This window comes from Bacillus sp. 3103sda1, from assembly GCF_024159135.1.
GTDB lineage: Bacteria > Bacillota > Bacilli > Bacillales > Bacillaceae_G > Bacillus_A > Bacillus_A rhizoplanae.
In genome coordinates this window covers 3,579,120-3,595,073 of the sequence record NZ_JAMYWS010000001.1, presented here as the reverse complement: position 1 = coordinate 3,595,073, position 15,954 = coordinate 3,579,120, and the positions used below count along the sequence as shown (strand labels likewise).

The 15,954-nt window shown below is 36.5% G+C and carries 16 protein-coding genes and 1 tRNA gene; 13 read left to right on the top strand and 4 right to left on the bottom strand.

The window, feature by feature from the left end; genetic code table 11:
• Positions 1–33: 33 nt before the first annotated feature.
• On the top strand, positions 34–930 hold the full coding sequence (locus NKR74_RS18055; protein ID WP_098307804.1) for a deoxyribonuclease IV: 897 nt from the start codon (positions 34–36) through the stop codon (positions 928–930).
• A gap of 20 nt (positions 931–950) precedes the next feature.
• Here NKR74_RS18055 and NKR74_RS18050 read toward each other — a convergent pair whose 3' ends face one another.
• Complete coding sequence (locus NKR74_RS18050) at positions 951–1,205, bottom strand: DUF2624 domain-containing protein (RefSeq protein WP_098307802.1); 255 nt, start codon at positions 1,203–1,205, stop codon at positions 951–953.
• A gap of 149 nt (positions 1,206–1,354) precedes the next feature.
• Between NKR74_RS18050 and NKR74_RS18045 the strand changes: the two genes are divergently transcribed.
• From NKR74_RS18045 to NKR74_RS18030, 4 genes are all read left to right on the top strand, one after another.
• Positions 1,355–2,233, top strand: coding sequence for a YitT family protein (locus NKR74_RS18045; protein ID WP_230574885.1), 879 nt, complete (start codon positions 1,355–1,357; stop codon positions 2,231–2,233).
• A 158-nt stretch (positions 2,234–2,391) separates the two neighbouring features.
• Complete coding sequence (locus tag NKR74_RS18040; RefSeq protein WP_253630418.1) at positions 2,392–3,165, top strand: metal ABC transporter ATP-binding protein; 774 nt, start codon at positions 2,392–2,394, stop codon at positions 3,163–3,165.
• Entirely contained in the window at positions 3,162–3,995 is an 834-nt protein-coding gene (locus NKR74_RS18035) for a metal ABC transporter permease (RefSeq protein ID WP_098307796.1), read from the top strand. The genes NKR74_RS18040 and NKR74_RS18035 overlap by 4 nt, the downstream gene beginning before the upstream one ends.
• Positions 3,996–4,008: 13 nt before the next feature.
• A complete protein-coding gene (locus tag NKR74_RS18030) occupies positions 4,009–4,422 on the top strand; it encodes a Fur family transcriptional regulator (protein WP_098308046.1) in 414 nt (137 codons plus the stop codon).
• Between the two features lie 52 nt (positions 4,423–4,474).
• Here NKR74_RS18030 and ispG read toward each other — a convergent pair whose 3' ends face one another.
• The 3 genes from ispG to NKR74_RS18015 form a co-directional block, all read right to left on the bottom strand.
• Positions 4,475–5,566, bottom strand: coding sequence for a flavodoxin-dependent (E)-4-hydroxy-3-methylbut-2-enyl-diphosphate synthase (gene ispG / locus NKR74_RS18025; RefSeq protein WP_098307794.1), 1,092 nt, complete (start codon positions 5,564–5,566; stop codon positions 4,475–4,477).
• A 155-nt stretch (positions 5,567–5,721) separates the two neighbouring features.
• A complete protein-coding gene (locus NKR74_RS18020; RefSeq protein ID WP_098307792.1) occupies positions 5,722–6,063 on the bottom strand; it encodes a hypothetical protein in 342 nt (113 codons plus the stop codon).
• A gap of 65 nt (positions 6,064–6,128) precedes the next feature.
• On the bottom strand, positions 6,129–6,896 hold the full coding sequence (locus NKR74_RS18015) for a DUF1189 domain-containing protein (protein ID WP_098307790.1): 768 nt from the start codon (positions 6,894–6,896) through the stop codon (positions 6,129–6,131).
• A gap of 222 nt (positions 6,897–7,118) precedes the next feature.
• Between NKR74_RS18015 and NKR74_RS18010 the strand changes: the two genes are divergently transcribed.
• From NKR74_RS18010 to pstB, 8 genes are all read left to right on the top strand, one after another.
• Positions 7,119–7,192, top strand: a tRNA-Ile gene (locus NKR74_RS18010).
• Positions 7,193–7,416: 224 nt separating this feature from the next.
• Positions 7,417–8,028, top strand: coding sequence for a superoxide dismutase [Mn] (sodA, locus tag NKR74_RS18005; RefSeq protein WP_253630417.1), 612 nt, complete (start codon positions 7,417–7,419; stop codon positions 8,026–8,028).
• A gap of 186 nt (positions 8,029–8,214) precedes the next feature.
• Complete coding sequence (locus tag NKR74_RS18000) at positions 8,215–9,492, top strand: MFS transporter (protein WP_098307786.1); 1,278 nt, start codon at positions 8,215–8,217, stop codon at positions 9,490–9,492.
• A gap of 108 nt (positions 9,493–9,600) precedes the next feature.
• A complete protein-coding gene (locus NKR74_RS17995) occupies positions 9,601–11,721 on the top strand; it encodes a peptidoglycan D,D-transpeptidase FtsI family protein (RefSeq protein WP_253630416.1) in 2,121 nt (706 codons plus the stop codon).
• A gap of 644 nt (positions 11,722–12,365) precedes the next feature.
• The gene (locus NKR74_RS17990) at positions 12,366–13,256 is read left to right on the top strand and encodes a PstS family phosphate ABC transporter substrate-binding protein (protein WP_253631179.1); all 891 of its coding nucleotides are present in this window, start codon (positions 12,366–12,368) and stop codon (positions 13,254–13,256) included.
• 27 nt (positions 13,257–13,283) lie between these two features.
• Complete coding sequence (gene pstC / locus NKR74_RS17985; protein WP_098307782.1) at positions 13,284–14,234, top strand: phosphate ABC transporter permease subunit PstC; 951 nt, start codon at positions 13,284–13,286, stop codon at positions 14,232–14,234.
• A 1-nt stretch (position 14,235) separates the two neighbouring features.
• A complete protein-coding gene (gene pstA / locus NKR74_RS17980; protein WP_253630415.1) occupies positions 14,236–15,102 on the top strand; it encodes a phosphate ABC transporter permease PstA in 867 nt (288 codons plus the stop codon).
• 30 nt (positions 15,103–15,132) lie between these two features.
• A complete protein-coding gene (gene pstB, locus NKR74_RS17975; RefSeq protein WP_098307778.1) occupies positions 15,133–15,948 on the top strand; it encodes a phosphate ABC transporter ATP-binding protein in 816 nt (271 codons plus the stop codon).
• Positions 15,949–15,954: the final 6 nt, after the last annotated feature.

The window sequence follows — 15,954 nt, the reverse complement described above, 5'->3', positions numbered from 1 at the left end:
ATTATAGCTATTGTATTTATAAGAGGTGATTGCATGTTGAAAATTGGATCTCACGTTTCGATGAGTGGAAAGAAAATGCTATTAGCAGCAAGTGAGGAAGCTGTATCCTATGGTGCAACAACGTTTATGGTTTATACAGGGGCACCGCAAAACACGAGAAGGAAACCGATTGAAGAGTTAAATATAGAAGCTGGACGTAAACATATGGAACTTCATGGGATTGAAGAAATCGTTGTTCATGCACCTTATATTATTAATATTGGTAACACAACGAAGCCTGAAACATTCCAACTAGGTGTGGATTTTCTTCGTATGGAAATTGAAAGAACATCAGCATTAGGTGCTGCAAAACAAATTGTGCTTCATCCAGGAGCGCATGTTGGAGCAGGTGCGGATGCAGGAATTCAAAAAATTATTGAAGGATTAAATGAAGTGTTAACAACTGATCAAACGGTGAACATTGCGCTAGAAACAATGGCTGGAAAAGGAACAGAGTGCGGGCGCAGCTTTGAAGAGCTTGCTAGAATCATTGATGGTGTAACACATAATGAGAAATTATCTGTCTGCTTTGATACTTGTCATACACATGACGCTGGTTATGATATTGTTAATGATTTTGACGGTGTTTTAAACGAGTTTGATAAAATTATAGGTATTGATCGTTTGCAAGTATTGCACATTAATGATAGTAAAAATGAGCGCGGTGCTAGAAAAGACCGTCATGAGAATATCGGTTTCGGTCATATTGGTTATAAAACATTGCATCACATTGTGCATCATCCACAATTACAGCATGTACCGAAAATTCTTGAAACACCATATGTAGGTGAGGATAAACAAGATAAAAAGCCGCCGTACAAATTTGAAATTGAAATGCTGAAAAACGGTATGTTTGATGAAGAGATTCTTCAGAAAATTAAAGGTCAATAAAAAAGGGGAAAACCCCTTTTTTATTTTGTTAATTTTTGGAATATAGTATTGATTTGCTGTGCAGTAGCAGGAGAGGTAATCTTTGCAATTTGTTTTAAAAGTTGCAATTTTTCTTGAGTATCATAAATATTAATATGTTTTCCTTGAATTAATGTAACGATTTTGTCTGCTTGTTCGCTTGTAATAGATACTCCATATTCTATACTGTATTTTAATAATTCTTTAGAAGTCATGGTGTTTAATTTTTTGTTTACAAACTGTTGAATGAGGTTCATGGTGCTGCCTCCTTTGTTTTGTCCTCATATCCGAATATATGTGGAATATGCTTGTATATATTCCAAAGCAGGCTGTTTTCTCATCAGAAAAAGAAGAGTATGCTATAATAAAAGAATAAAACTATATAAAAATCATTTAAGGAGGTAACATGGAAAAAAAACAGCATAGAAAAGAAAGTATAATTCATCTTTTGTATCGTCTTGTTATGATTGTGATAGGTGCTGGCTGTGCAGCAGTGGCACTCGAACTATTTTTAATCCCAAACAAAATTATTGATGGTGGTATTATTGGTGTTTCCCTCATATTAGATTACCTTACACCAAATATTTGGTGGCTAAGCTTTTCCACTTTAGTTGTAATCCTCAATTTACCATTTATGTACTCAGGTTATAAGCAAATCGGAAAAACATTTATGTTATCTTCAGTTTTTGCCGTTGTATGTTTAGCTTTCATTGAGTCAACATTACATTCTATTCAGCCCTTTACGACAGAGCCGATTTTAGCGACTGTCTTTGGTGGATTAATTTTAGGTGTTGGTGTTGGGCTTGTAATTAGGCATGGCGGTTCATTAGATGGAGCGGAAATTCTAGGTATTTTACTAACAAAGAAATTACCGTTTTCTGTTGGTGAATTTGTGATGTTTATGAATATTTTCGTCTTTTCTTGGGCGGCATTTGTGTTTGGAGTAGAACAAGCAATGTATTCTGTTATGACATACTATATTGCCTTTAAAACAATTGATACAGTAATTCAAGGTTTAGATGAAACAAAAGCAGTTATTATTGTATCAGACTATTATGAAGAGGTATCAAATGCAATTTTACATCGACTTGGTCGCGGAACAACGAAGTTGGTTGGAAAAGGTGGCTATACGGATAAAGAAAAAGAAGTCATCTATGCAGTTATTACTCGTTTAGAGGTAACGAAGCTAAAATCGATTGTTCATGAAGTAGATGAAAAGGCTTTTATTACCATTATGAATACGCAAGAAACAAAAGGTGCAAAATTTAAATCAGCAATTCACTAAAAGCAGAGAGATTTTCTCTGCTTTTTGCTATAATAGAAGGGTTGTCTAAAATGAGAGGTATATTTTAGGACAGATTGGTTTACAACTCGTAATGAGCTATAATATAATTCAAATAGAAATAAATCGGAATCATTCTGAATTAAAATAGGTGAGATATGATGGAATATATATTAGAAATCGAGAATTTAACCTTTCGTTATGAAGAGCGAAATGTGTTAGAGAACATTCAATTGCAAGTTCCTAAAGGAGCTTTTTTAGGTTTAGTAGGCCCAAATGGATCGGGAAAATCTACATTATTGAAATGTATATTAGGTATTTTAAAACCGAAGCAAGGGACAATTCGGTTGTTTGATGTCGATAGTAAAAAGTTTAAAAATTGGAATAAAATTGGATATGTTTCACAAAAGGCAAATAGCTTCAACTCTGGATTCCCAGCAACTGTATTTGAAGTTGTTTCGATGGGACTTGTTTCTAAAAAAGGTTTGTTTCGTTTTTTATCAAAATCTGATAAAGAAAAAGTAAGACAGGCTATCGACAATGTTGGAATGAGTGATTTTGCAACTCGGAATATTGGAGAGCTTTCCGGAGGACAACAGCAGCGCGTCTTTATTGCAAGAGCACTTGTCAGCGATCCAGAGCTATTGATTTTAGATGAACCCACAGTAGGTGTAGACGTAAAAAACGTTGAGAGTTTTTACGAAATGCTTGCACATTTAAATAAGAAATTAGGAATTACACTTATTCTTGTGACGCATGATATTGGCGCGGTGACAGAAAAAGTGACGCATGTGGCTTGCTTAAATCAGCATTTACATTTCCATGGAAATGTAGAGACATTCCGAGAGTTAGAAGATGCTGAAATGTCGTTATTATATGGGCATCATGTTCATCGTTTAGAGCATGATCACGAGCATCACGGGGGGATACGATGATACAGGATTTTTTACAATATGACTTTTTACGAAATTCTTTATATGCTGGAATTTTAATTGGAATTGTTGCCCCGTTGCTAGGTGTTTTTGTTGTAATTCGTCGTTTATCATTCATTGCTGATGCGTTAAGTCATGTTACGTTGTCAGGTATTGCAGCGAGCTTATTGCTAGAAAAAACAGTATTTACCGGTGGCTTTTTAAATCCATTATATATGGGAATGGTATTTTCTATTGGCGGTGCCTTACTCATTGAAAAATTAAGAACGGTATATAAACATTATCAAGAATTAGCAGTTCCAATTATTTTATCAGCTGGTATTGGAATTGGTGTTGTGTTCATTTCGCTTGCGAATGGATTTAATACAGATTTATTTAGTTATTTGTTTGGTAGTGTGAGCGCGGTAACAAGCGGTGATTTACTCATTATTGGATTGGTTGCTATTGTTGTGCTCGTTGTTATCATTTCATTATACAAAGAACTGTTCTTATTATCTTTTGATGAAGAATATGCTGTAGCAACAGGTTTGCGTGCAAAATGGATTCACTTTATTTTTATTATTTTAGTTGCACTTGTGATTGCGGTTTCGATGCGTGTTGTCGGTATTCTTCTCGTTTCATCGTTAATGACATTACCGGTTGCAGCGAGTATTCGCATTGCGAAAGGATTTAAGCAAACGATTTTTTACTCTATTGTATTTGGGGAAATTTCGGTAGTCGGAGGTATGTTAGCTTCTTATCAGCTTGACATCGCTCCAGGTGGTACAATTGTTGTGTTAGCAGTTCTTATTTTAATTGGTGCAATCTTATGGGAGAAGAAAAAAACTGCGTAAAGTAGGGATGATTATGAATCTTACAGAAGCTTTACACCTTATGAAGGAGAAAGGCTATAAACATACCGGAAAAAGAGAAGAGATGCTTCGCCTATTTGCAGCTCACAATAAATATTTAACAGCGAGAGATGTTTTAGCTAATATGAAAGATGATTATCCGGGATTAAGTTTTGATACCATTTATCGCAACTTAACTGTATTTGTAGAAATTGGTATTTTGGAACAGACTGAATTAAATGGTGAAAAGCATTTTCGCTTCAAATGTTCTACTACAGAACACCATCACCATTTCATTTGTTTAGATTGCGGGGGAACGAAGGAAATTACATCGTGTCCAATGGAACTAATGAATAAAGATTTTAAAGGATTTGAAGTAACTGGGCATAAGTTCGAAATATATGGACGCTGTCCGAAGTGTGCACAATAAAAAGCTTGTCAGTTTTGAAACTGACAAGCTTTTTTATTAGAATTTTTTCACCTTATTTTTCTTGTTTTGCCGCATATTCTGCTGCAATTTTATCAATTTCTTTTTTTAATTCTTCTACCATTGTTTCTTCTGGTACTTTACGTACAATTTCGCCTTTACGGAAGAGTAGACCTTCTCCGCGTGCTCCGGCAATCCCGATATCAGCTTCACGTGCTTCACCAGGACCATTTACTGCGCAGCCAAGTACTGCAACTTTAATCGGTGCTTTAATTTTTGAAATATACTCTTCTACTTCATTTGCGATGCTAATTAAGTCAATTTCAATGCGTCCACAAGTTGGACAAGAGATTAATGTAGCAGCGTTAGAAGCAAGGCCGAATGATTTTAATAATTCGCGCGCTACTTTTACTTCTTCAACTGGGTCTGCACTTAACGAAATACGTAGTGTGTTACCGATGCCTTTGCTTAAGATAGCTCCAAGACCAGCAGCGCTTTTTACAGTTCCAGCAAATAAAGTTCCGGATTCTGTAATACCAAGGTGTAATGGATAATCGAAAGCACGTGATGCTTTTTCGTATGCTTCAATTGCTAAGTTCACATCGGATGCTTTCATCGATACGATGATATCGTGAAAATCTAGATCCTCTAAAATTTTAATGTGATGCAATGCGCTTTCTACCATACCATCCGCTGTTGGGTATCCATATTTTTCTAAAATGTGACGTTCTAATGAACCTGCATTTACACCGATGCGAATTGGAATACCGCGTTCTTTTGCAGCATTTACAACTGCTTCAACTTTATGGCGGCGACCGATGTTTCCTGGGTTGATACGAACTTTGTCAATACCGCCTTCAATTGCTTTTAATGCTAGGCGATAGTCAAAATGAATATCAGCAACAAGAGGGATATTAATTTGTTTTTTAATATCAGCAATTGCGTCTGCAGCGCGCTCATCTGGAACGGCTACACGGACAATTTGACAACCTGCTTCTTCTAAACGTTTAATTTCGGCAACTGTTGCTTCCACATCATGCGTTTTTGTTGTTGTCATACTTTGTATAATTAATTCATTATTACCGCCGATTGTTAAATTTCCAACTTTAACAGGACGTGTTTTTGTACGATGAGTTATTTCATTCACGAATAGATCGCTCTCCTTATAAAAGAAGTTTCTTATTTTGTAGACAAATACATTTATATTGTATGCAATATTTGTCTCGTGAAGCCAAATGTCTAGCTTCACTTTTTCTATTGTATCAGCGCTTTGCTGCAATTGACAAGAATTATGTGATACTGTTATGGATAGAGAGGGAATTTGTATTTTTTTCCAATTTGTAATTTTGCAGGAGATTCACTTTGGTTTAATCCTTTAAAATCTGTAACAACCTTTTCAATAGAAGGGATTTTTTTTTTGTTAATTTCCTCTGTAATGGATAGAACGGTATCGCCTGTTTTTACTTCAATGATTTTATATTTTGTTGATGATATATTTTCTTTTTGGTCGTTTTTTGAAGCTTTAGCCGAAGTTTCTTTTGTTTTGGAATATGTATGAAGTAACGGTAAAGTGCCGATTGTCATATCGTAGTACAAGACGTAACCGAGAACAAGCAACAATAAGACACCGCCAAGTCTTTTCATATTTCTTCACTCCTTTGTAGAGAAATATATGCTTGTCCAAAAAAAAAATGCCTTGAAGGCATTTTTTATAGTGAATTTTTTTCTTTTGGTTTTGGTACTTCTTTTATTGTTAAATAAAGAACAATCAGAACAACGGTAATAAATAGGAACAACGAGCCTGGGACGTTAATTTTTAACAAATCCATTATCATAAAGAATATAGTTGGGATTGTATAGCTGTAGGCAGTTAATGTCCAAATTTGTTTGTACGATAGTTTACGCTGTCCGCTCATTGCAGAACCGATAAATGCTAATAGCGTAACGCCAAGGAATGTAATGAAGAGCTGGAATAAGTAAATAAGTGTTCCGATAACGAACATAGCAACTGGATATATGCTATCGACAAATGAAACTAATTCTTGAATATCTTTCTTTTCAAAAGTTGTATTTCCTAAGTCACTATATGGAAATGATTGTGTTTTTTGTTCTGCTGTTGAAATCACTTTATCTTTTAAAATGAACACACCATCTCGGTTTGGATATGCGCTTGCATCCGTTGCATTTGGGTCAAATACAAAAATAAAATCTGTGTCATCTTTTACAATGGGTTTGTCGATGTCTGCGTGAAGTTCGCCATTTTCAATTTTAAAATCAGGTACATCTTTTTCGATAGAATGATTAACTAGACTAATACCATCTTGAATGAAACTTCCAAATAGAATCGTTTTTGGAACGGTAGCAAGTAAACATAGCAACATTATGTAAAGAATCGTTTTTCCGATTTTTTGAAAACGAAAAAGTGCCATCTCTTTTGGTGCATATAAGCTTTTAAACAGTTGCGTAAATATGGACATGAATTCACTTCCTTCTTTTAAATATATTGATTTACCATCTCATTGTAACGTACGTTTCTAAAGAATCACAAGATATATCATGTGTGATATGAAAATACAATTGACACATTTCTTTTTATTATGGTAAATTTATCTTACATTTTTATATATACTTATACATTCCATGGTAGTTTAGCTGGCTAGAGCATACAGGATGCCTTAGTAGTTATTCGTATATATTGTGGACCCTTAGCTCAGCTGGTTAGAGCAGACGGCTCATAACCGTCCGGTCGTAGGTTCGAGTCCTACAGGGTCCATATCCATTTCATATATTGATACATAACACATAAGCTTCCTTATAGAAGGAAGCTTTTTTTACAAAAAGTATGAGCATTTCGTTTGAAAAGAAATGGAAAATTTGCTACTTTAATGTTAGCGAGGCAATACGTTAAATTTGTTTTCAGCCCTATGTAATTAGGGTAAAATGAATTTGTATGCCGAGTCATTATCGGCAAATACATACAATGGGAGGAATATAACAATGGCAAAACATGAATTACCAAATTTACCTTATGCGTATGATGCATTAGAACCTCATTTTGACAAAGAAACAATGAACATCCATCATACAAAACATCACAACACATACGTAACAAACTTAAATGCTGCATTAGAAGGACATGCGGAATTAGCAGAAAAAAGCATTGAAGAATTAGTTGCAAACTTAAACGAAGTGCCAGAGGCAATTCGCACAGCAGTACGCAATAACGGTGGTGGACATGCAAACCACTCTTTATTCTGGACAATCCTTTCTCCAAATGGCGGCGGACAACCAGTAGGTGAACTTGCAGGCGCAATTGAAGCAAAGTTCGGCAGCTTTGATGCATTTAAAGAAGAGTTTGCAAAAGCAGGCGCAACTCGCTTCGGTTCTGGTTGGGCATGGCTTGTTGTAAACAATGGTGAATTAGAAGTAACAAGCACACCAAACCAAGATACTCCATTAATGGAAGGTAAAACTCCAGTTTTAGGACTAGACGTTTGGGAGCATGCATACTACTTACATTACCAAAATCGTCGTCCTGACTACATCGGTGCATTCTGGAACGTTGTAGATTGGAACGCAGTTGAAAAACGTTACCAAGACGCAAAATAATTATAATTGTAAAAGCTAGGAGATGCTTCTCCTAGCTTTTTTTGTTTTCTCACACCGGTCCGATTGGTAGAGCTCACATCAATGGAGAAAAACGTTCCGTTGAAAGAAGTTTCACTTTACCCCTTCTTCTTTACATAATTGTGTTCTTCTTTGGAAGACTAGAACATGAAGTAAAGGAGAGTTCATATGAAATGGAAACATTTAATTGGCGATGTTGAGGTGAATCGTGACTTAGTATTATTACTCATAATTGGCGGGTTATATGCGTTGGCTATTTCATTGTCGAATACGTTTGTTAATATTTATTTATGGAAACAAACGAAGGACTTTGTGAATATTGGCCTTTATAATTTAGCAAGCGTTATTTTACAACCACTGACATTTATTGTTGCCGGAAAATTAGCGAAACGAGTAGATCGTACGATTTTGCTCCGAATCGGTGTGACAACATTAGCTATTTTTTTTATTGTTGTGTTACTAACAGGAACAAATGCTTCGCAGTATATTTTACTAATCGGCAGTTTACTTGGAATGGGATATGGATTTTACTGGCTCTCATTTAATTTATTAACATTTGAAATTACAGAGCCGGAGACACGTGATTTTTTTAACGGATTTCTCGGATTGCTTAGCTCATTTTCGGGTATGATTGGTCCAATTGCATCCGGATTTATCATTTCGCGTATGGAAAAGTGGAGTGGTTATACATTCGTTTTTTTTCTGTCTTTAACCTTATTTACTATTGCAATTGTTGTCAGTTTTTTTCTGACAAAGCGTGAATGTGAAGGGCGTTATGAACTTGTTGAAGTAATGAAAGAGCGAAAGAATAATAAAAACTGGGGAAGAATTACACTTGCTCACTTTTTTCAAGGTTTACGAGAAGGTACATTTATATTTGTTATTTCTGTATATGTGTATTTGGCTTCTGGAAGCGAATTAGCGCTAGGAAAATATGGACTTGTGAATTCTGCTGTTTCTTTCATTTGCTATTATTTAGTAGCACGTGTAATGAAAAAGGAATGGAGAAAAAAAGCCATTTTACTCGGTGGAATCATTTTATATGCAGTTGTATTTTTAGTTGTCTTTCATGTTACGTATACGAAATTGCTTATTTATGCAGCTTGTATTGCTGTGGCATATCCAATTCTTCTTGTTCCATACGGTTCGATGACATATGATATAATTGGCAGAGCCAAATATGCAAAAGAGCGGCGAGTAGAATATATTGTCGTTCGTGAACTATGGTTAAACGGAGGAAGAATTTGTTCCGTTTTAAGCTTTCTACTAGCGGTTTCGTTATTTCCGGTAGAAAAAAGCTTGCCCGTTTTATTATTAATATTGGGTGCTGGACATTTACTCATCTATTTTGCGATTCGAAATGTCACATATGATGATGAAAAGGCGCATTCAACAAGGCTAGAAGTTGTACAAACGACTCAAAATACAACCGAAGGAGAAGGTTAACTTCTGCCCTATTTTATGTTAAAATAATAAAACGTATATAACAGTGGCGAGGACACCTGAAGAAGGTGTCCCTTTCCGCTTGCATAGCTGTTGGCAGAGGGGGTTCGTATGAGCAAGAAAAAGAAAAAGAAGAAAGCCACGCTTCCGTTTCGGTTGAATGTGTTGTTTTTTTGTGTGTTTTTACTGTTTTCGACAGTTATTATCCGCTTAGGAATGGTACAGATTGTACATGGTGAAGATTATAAAAATGAAGTAGCCAAAAAGGAAAACTCAACGGTAAGTACTCCTGTTCCACGCGGAAAGATTTATGACAGGTATGGTCGTGCGGTTGTAGATAATACACCACTTCGAACGATTACGTATACAAGAATGAAGGGGTCGAAACCTGAAGAACGTTTAGAAACTGCAAAGCAACTTGCGAAACTAATTGATGTACCGACGGATAAGTTAACAGAACGGGATAAAAAAGATTTTTGGATACTGTTAAATCCAGAGCGAGCAAAAGAAAAAATTACGAAAAAAGATGAAGCGGATCTCACAGCGAAAAAGATTGACGATAAGGAACTAGCGCAGCGTCAACTTGACCGTATTACAGAAGCAGAATTAAATGAATTAACTCCACAGGATTTAGAAGTGTTAGCAATTAAGAGTAAAATGGATAGCGGTTATACAATGACGCCGCAAATTATTAAGAAAGATGCTACACCTGAAGAATATGCTGTAATTAGTGAGAACTTAGAAAAGTTGCCAGGGGTAGACACTACGGTTGATTGGGATCGTAACTATGCTTATGGTGATATGTTCCGCACTGTACTTGGCGGTGTAACGAGTTCTGATGAGGGATTACCGCGAGAGAATCTAGATTACTACTTAGTTCGTGATTACGATCGTAATGATCGCGTCGGAAAAAGTTATATTGAACAGCAATACGAAGACGTGTTGCATGGTACAAAAGCAGAAGTGAAAAATATTACAGACTCAAAGGGCAATATTATTGAAACAGATTACGTATCTAAAGGAGAAAGTGGAAAGAATTTAACTCTGACTATTGATATGGAGCTGCAAAAGAAGGTTGAACAAATTATTGAGGAAGAAATGAAAAAAGCGAAAGCTACAGGTGAAGCGGGCTATATGGACCGTGCGTTTGTTGTTATGATGAATCCGAAAAATGGAGAAATTTTATCAATGGCTGGTAAACAATTTGTCAAAGATGAAAATGGACAACCTACTATACAAGATTATGCACTTGGCACCATGACGAGTTCATATGAAATGGGTTCAACTGTAAAAGGAGCAACTGTTTTGACAGGATATCAAACAGGAGCAATTCAGCCGGGAGAAGTACTTGTTGATGAACCAATCAAACTTAAAGGTACGCCGGTGAAAAAATCGTGGAAAACAATGGGGCCAATTAATGATTTAACAGCCCTGCAACAATCTTCAAACGTATATATGTTTAAAACAGCGATGAAAATCGCAGGTGTAGATTATGTTCCAAATGGTACATTAAGTATTAAACCAAAGGACTTTGATACAATGCGTTATTACTATAGTCAATTTGGTCTTGGAGTGCCAACTGGAATAGATTTACCAAATGAAGTGTCTGGAGTAAAAGGACTGGAAGGAAAACCAGGGAACTTACTCGACTTAGCAATTGGACAGTATGACACATATACACCGCTTCAATTGGCGCAATATGTATCTACGATTGCAAATGGTGGTTATCGTATGAAGCCGCAGATTGTAAAAGAAATTCGCAGGCCGACTTCAAAACCAGAAGATTTAGGTCCAGTAGTAGAATCGATGGAGCCGGTTGTTTTAAATCGAATAGATATGAAAGATGATTATATTAAGCGCGTCCAAGAGGGCTTTAAAATGGTAATGCAAACACCGAATGGAACAGGTCATTCTGCTTTTGCTAATGCGACATATGATCCGGCCGGAAAAACAGGAACAGCTCAGGCAGCTTATGCTGGTCCAGATCAAAAAGAAGTAAGAGCACAATTAGGTCAATCGCCAACTACGTATAATTTAACGATGGTTGGATATGCGCCGGCATCTGATCCGGAAATTGCATTTTCTGTTGTTGTTCCGTGGATGACCAATGATCACAATCCAATAAACAAAAATATTGCACGCCGAATTACGGACGCATATTTCGATTTGAAAAAGCAAGAAACTGGCGGACAAGCTGGACAACCAGCAGATACTACGAAAACAAATCAATAAGGATAAAAAATATGTAAGATTGGCACACTATCTGTGAAGATAGTGTGCTTTTTTTTATGTGTGCTGCATATAGTGATGACAGAAGTGTACAAGCTTATGGAATAAGGGTTGTGTTTTCGTAAATAATGAATGAAATGGGATTTATCCCGCATTAACGGGCAGTAAGATCCCCCCACCTCAAGATTCAGAGATATGCGAAGAAAATAGGCGGGGATAACTGTCCGTAAAAGCCCGATTGGTTCAACTAACCATCAGTGGGGGATGAAGAAAACCCCCACTGATGGAAGTTTCACTTTATCACGTTATTCGCAGACATTAAGACTCTCGCCTCAAGATTCAGAGAAAACAAAGAAGGTAGGAGGGGAAGCATTCACTGATGGAAGATAGGCTACAGATGCATAATTACTTGTTCGTTAACGCATAGGAAATGTTGATATTTACGAAACTTTTACAAACTGTTAAAACCGAGTTGATAGTGCGGCATAATTGCTTGTTCGTTAACGTATAAAAAATGTTGGTATTTACAAAACCTTTACAAATTATTAAAACCGAGTTAATAGTTCAGCATTATTCTTATATGTGTACTTCTGTTATCAGAAGGCCCTAGGAGGAAATATTACGTGAAACGTAATAGAGCATACACCATGGTTATATTATCGATATTTTTTTTATCTGCTCATACGTTACCTATTTCTGCTGCGAATATTGTAGGGAAAGTACAAATTGATGGATCTTCTACAATTTTTCCAATTATGGAAGCAGTAGCAGAAGAGTATACGAAACGAGAACCCTCTGTAAAACTTTCCATTGGTATATCTGGAACAGGGGGAGGATTTCATCGTTTTGGAAAAGGAGAAGTGGATATAACAAACGCTTCTAGGCCGATGAAAAAAGAAGAAGAGCAACTGGCTAAAAAGCATCACATCCCGTATACGCCACTTCAAATTGCTTATGATGGTCTTACGCTTATTGTGAATCGTGAGAATACGTGGGCAGATAATCTTACAATAGAAGAGTTACAAACAGTATGGAGTGAAAGTGAAACAACGAAAAAATGGTCACAAATTCATCCGAAATGGCCGCAGGAAACGATACAATTTTACGCACCAGGGGTGGATTCTGGTACGTATGATTATTTTCAAAATGTAGTGTTACAAAAAAAGCTCATAACAAAAACAGTTACATTATCCGAAGATGACAATGTTCTAATAAGAGGTGTTATGAGTAATAAACACGCAATTGCATTTGTTGGATATGCATATTATGCCGCGAATCGTGACAAAGTAAAGGCCGTAAAAATTAACGGTATTCCCCCGACGAAAGAAACAATTCAATCCGGGGTATATAAGCCGCTGTCTAGGCCGCTCTATGTATATGTAAACAATTCTTCAATTCGAGCAAAAAAAAGTGTTGCAAATTATGTATCTTTTATGATGAGACACGCAGGAGAGCTCGTAGAGGAGATTGGATATGTGAAGTTACCGCAATATAAATATAATCAACAGCTGCAAATGTTAACAGAAATACAAAAATAATGTCAGGATGGAGAGGGGTTTTCATCTTTGGCTCGTAATGATAAGAGTCACGTTACGGTTTCTGTTCAACATTTGATTGAAAGAAATATAGGCAAGCGAAAGAATGCACAGCGAATCAATCAAATGGTTCCTTTCGTATTACGAATAATCGCCAGTATCTCTATTGTTACAACGATAGGAATTATTGTAACTTTAGCAAATGAAACATTTATGTTTTTTGAAAGAGTATCAATATATTCCTTTTTTACAGAAAAAGAATGGCTTCCTTTTTTTGAGAATCCTAAGTTTGGTATTTTACCGCTTATATATGGAACTGTGCTTGTTACTATCATTGCAATGGTTGTTGCGATTCCGATTGGATTAGGATGTGCGATATTTTTAAGTGAATACGCTTCTAGTGCAGCAAGAAAGGTATTAAAACCGGCATTAGAATTGCTAGCGGGGATTCCGACAATTGTATACGGTTTTTTTGCTTTAACAGTTGTTACACCTGTTTTGCAGCGCATTGTTCCGGATCTACAGTTTTTCAACGCACTTAGTCCAGGGATTGTAATTGGTATCATGATGATTCCAACGATTGCATCTCTTAGTGAGGATGCGATGCGTGCTGTTCCGCATCAGGTGCGAGAAGCTTCCTTTGCGATCGGAGCTACTCGTCTTGAAACGGCAAAGAAAATTGTATTACCAGCAGCTTTTACGGGAGTTGTAGCAGCAATTGTGCTAGCCGCCTCAAGAGCAGTTGGAGAAACGATGATTGTTGTCATTGCGGGTGGTTCAACGCCAAGCTTATCATTAGATCCGACACAGTCTATTCAGACACTAACGGCTTATATTGTGCAAGTTAGCTTAGGGGATGCTCCTTATGGAACGCTGACCTATTACAGCATGTATGCTGTCGGAGCAACACTATTTATTTTTACACTTATCATGAATATGATTGCGCAGTATATTATGCGTCGTTTTAAGGAGGCGACATAATATGCGCATGTTAAACGAGCGAAACATAGAAGAACATATGCCTTCTCGATTTTGGAAAGATCGTGTATGCAAGATTGCATTTCGTATGACTATGTTATTTTCACTTTGTATATTAATTTTTTTACTATATCAAATTTTTCAACAAGGTATAACATATATTTCATTTGATTTTTTCACCAATTTTGCATCGCGAAATCCGGAGGAAGCTGGTATTGCAGCTGCTTTATCGGGAACGATTTTATTTATGAGTGTTGTTACTCCTACTTCTTTTTTATTTGGAGTCGGAACAGCTCTTTATTTAGAATACTATGCCAAGCAATCATTGTTTACAAGAATGATAAAAATCAACATTCAAACGTTGGCAGGAGTGCCATCTGTTGTTTTTGGATTATTAGGGTTAACAATGTTTGTATATGGATTGCAGTTAGGTGAAAGTATATTGGCAGCAGCATTAACGATGAGTCTTCTCGTTTTGCCGACAGTTGTTGTAGCAGCGCAAGAGGCACTTCGATCTGTACCGAGATCTCTGTTAGAAGCATCTTATGGAGTGGGGGCAACGAAGTGGCAAACAATGTCTCGTGTTGTTATCAGGGCAGCAATGCCAGGAATTTTAACAGGCTGTATTTTGGCGTTATCACGAGCGATTGGAGAAGCAGCGCCATTACTTGTCATTGGAGCACTTGCTTTTGCAAACTATGTACCGCTTGATGTATTTGATAAATTTACAGTTTTACCAATTCAAATTTTTAATTGGATGAGCAGGCCGCAGGAGGAGTTTCAACATGTAGCAGCAGCTGGAATTATCGTGTTACTACTGTTGTTGCTTTGTATAAATACTTTTGCAATATGGCTACGAAATCGTAAGTAAGAAAGACATGGATGAAAGGGGAATTTCAAAATGGTATCTACAGTAGTAAATGTACAGGTGAAAAATGAAGAAAAGACTGTACCTCAGACAAAAAAGGTTGTATTTGATACGAAAAATTTAAACTTATGGTACGGAGAAGACCACGCATTAAAGGATATTAATTTAAGTATTTACGAGAATGAAGTGACGGCAATTATTGGCCCGAGTGGCTGCGGAAAATCTACGTATTTAAAAACGTTAAATCGTATGGTTGAACTAGTGCCAATCGTTCGGACAACAGGGGTGATTGAATATCGTAATCGTAACATTTTCGAGAAATCTTATCCTGTTGAGGAATTACGTACACATGTTGGAATGGTATTTCAGAAGCCAAATCCATTTCCAAAATCAATCTACGAAAATGTTGTATACGGCCCGAAAATTCATGGTATTCGCGATAAGAAAACGTTGGACGAAATTGTTGAGAAGAGTTTGCGCGGTGCGGCGATTTGGGATGAATTAAAAGATAGATTACATGATAATGCGTATGGGCTATCAGGTGGACAGCAACAACGTTTATGTATTGCACGTTGCTTAGCGATTGAACCAGATGTCATTTTAATGGATGAACCAACATCAGCGTTAGATCCAATTTCTACATTAAAAGTGGAAGAGTTAATTCAAGAGTTAAAGAAAGATTTCAGTATCGTTATTGTTACGCATAATATGCAACAAGCAGCGCGTATTTCTGATAAAACTGCTTTCTTCTTAAGCGGAGAAGTTGTGGAATATACAGAAACGAATAAATTATTTACAACTCCAACAGACAAACGAACAGAAGATTATATTACAGGACGATTCGGTTAATAGTGT

Coding starts and splice junctions, on each gene's coding strand:
- NKR74_RS18055 (WP_098307804.1), top strand. CDS start 34: ATGTTGAAAATTGGATCTCACGTTTCGATGAGTGGAAAGAAAATGCTA.
- NKR74_RS18050 (WP_098307802.1), bottom strand. CDS start 1,205: ATGAACCTCATTCAACAGTTTGTAAACAAAAAATTAAACACCATGACT.
- NKR74_RS18045 (WP_230574885.1), top strand. CDS start 1,355: ATGGAAAAAAAACAGCATAGAAAAGAAAGTATAATTCATCTTTTGTAT.
- NKR74_RS18040 (WP_253630418.1), top strand. CDS start 2,392: ATGGAATATATATTAGAAATCGAGAATTTAACCTTTCGTTATGAAGAG.
- NKR74_RS18035 (WP_098307796.1), top strand. CDS start 3,162: ATGATACAGGATTTTTTACAATATGACTTTTTACGAAATTCTTTATAT.
- NKR74_RS18030 (WP_098308046.1), top strand. CDS start 4,009: ATGAATCTTACAGAAGCTTTACACCTTATGAAGGAGAAAGGCTATAAA.
- NKR74_RS18020 (WP_098307792.1), bottom strand. CDS start 6,063: ATGAAAAGACTTGGCGGTGTCTTATTGTTGCTTGTTCTCGGTTACGTC.
- NKR74_RS18015 (WP_098307790.1), bottom strand. CDS start 6,896: ATGTCCATATTTACGCAACTGTTTAAAAGCTTATATGCACCAAAAGAG.
- sodA (WP_253630417.1), top strand. CDS start 7,417: ATGGCAAAACATGAATTACCAAATTTACCTTATGCGTATGATGCATTA.
- NKR74_RS18000 (WP_098307786.1), top strand. CDS start 8,215: ATGAAATGGAAACATTTAATTGGCGATGTTGAGGTGAATCGTGACTTA.
- NKR74_RS17995 (WP_253630416.1), top strand. CDS start 9,601: ATGAGCAAGAAAAAGAAAAAGAAGAAAGCCACGCTTCCGTTTCGGTTG.
- NKR74_RS17990 (WP_253631179.1), top strand. CDS start 12,366: ATGGTTATATTATCGATATTTTTTTTATCTGCTCATACGTTACCTATT.
- pstA (WP_253630415.1), top strand. CDS start 14,236: ATGCGCATGTTAAACGAGCGAAACATAGAAGAACATATGCCTTCTCGA.
- pstB (WP_098307778.1), top strand. CDS start 15,133: ATGGTATCTACAGTAGTAAATGTACAGGTGAAAAATGAAGAAAAGACT.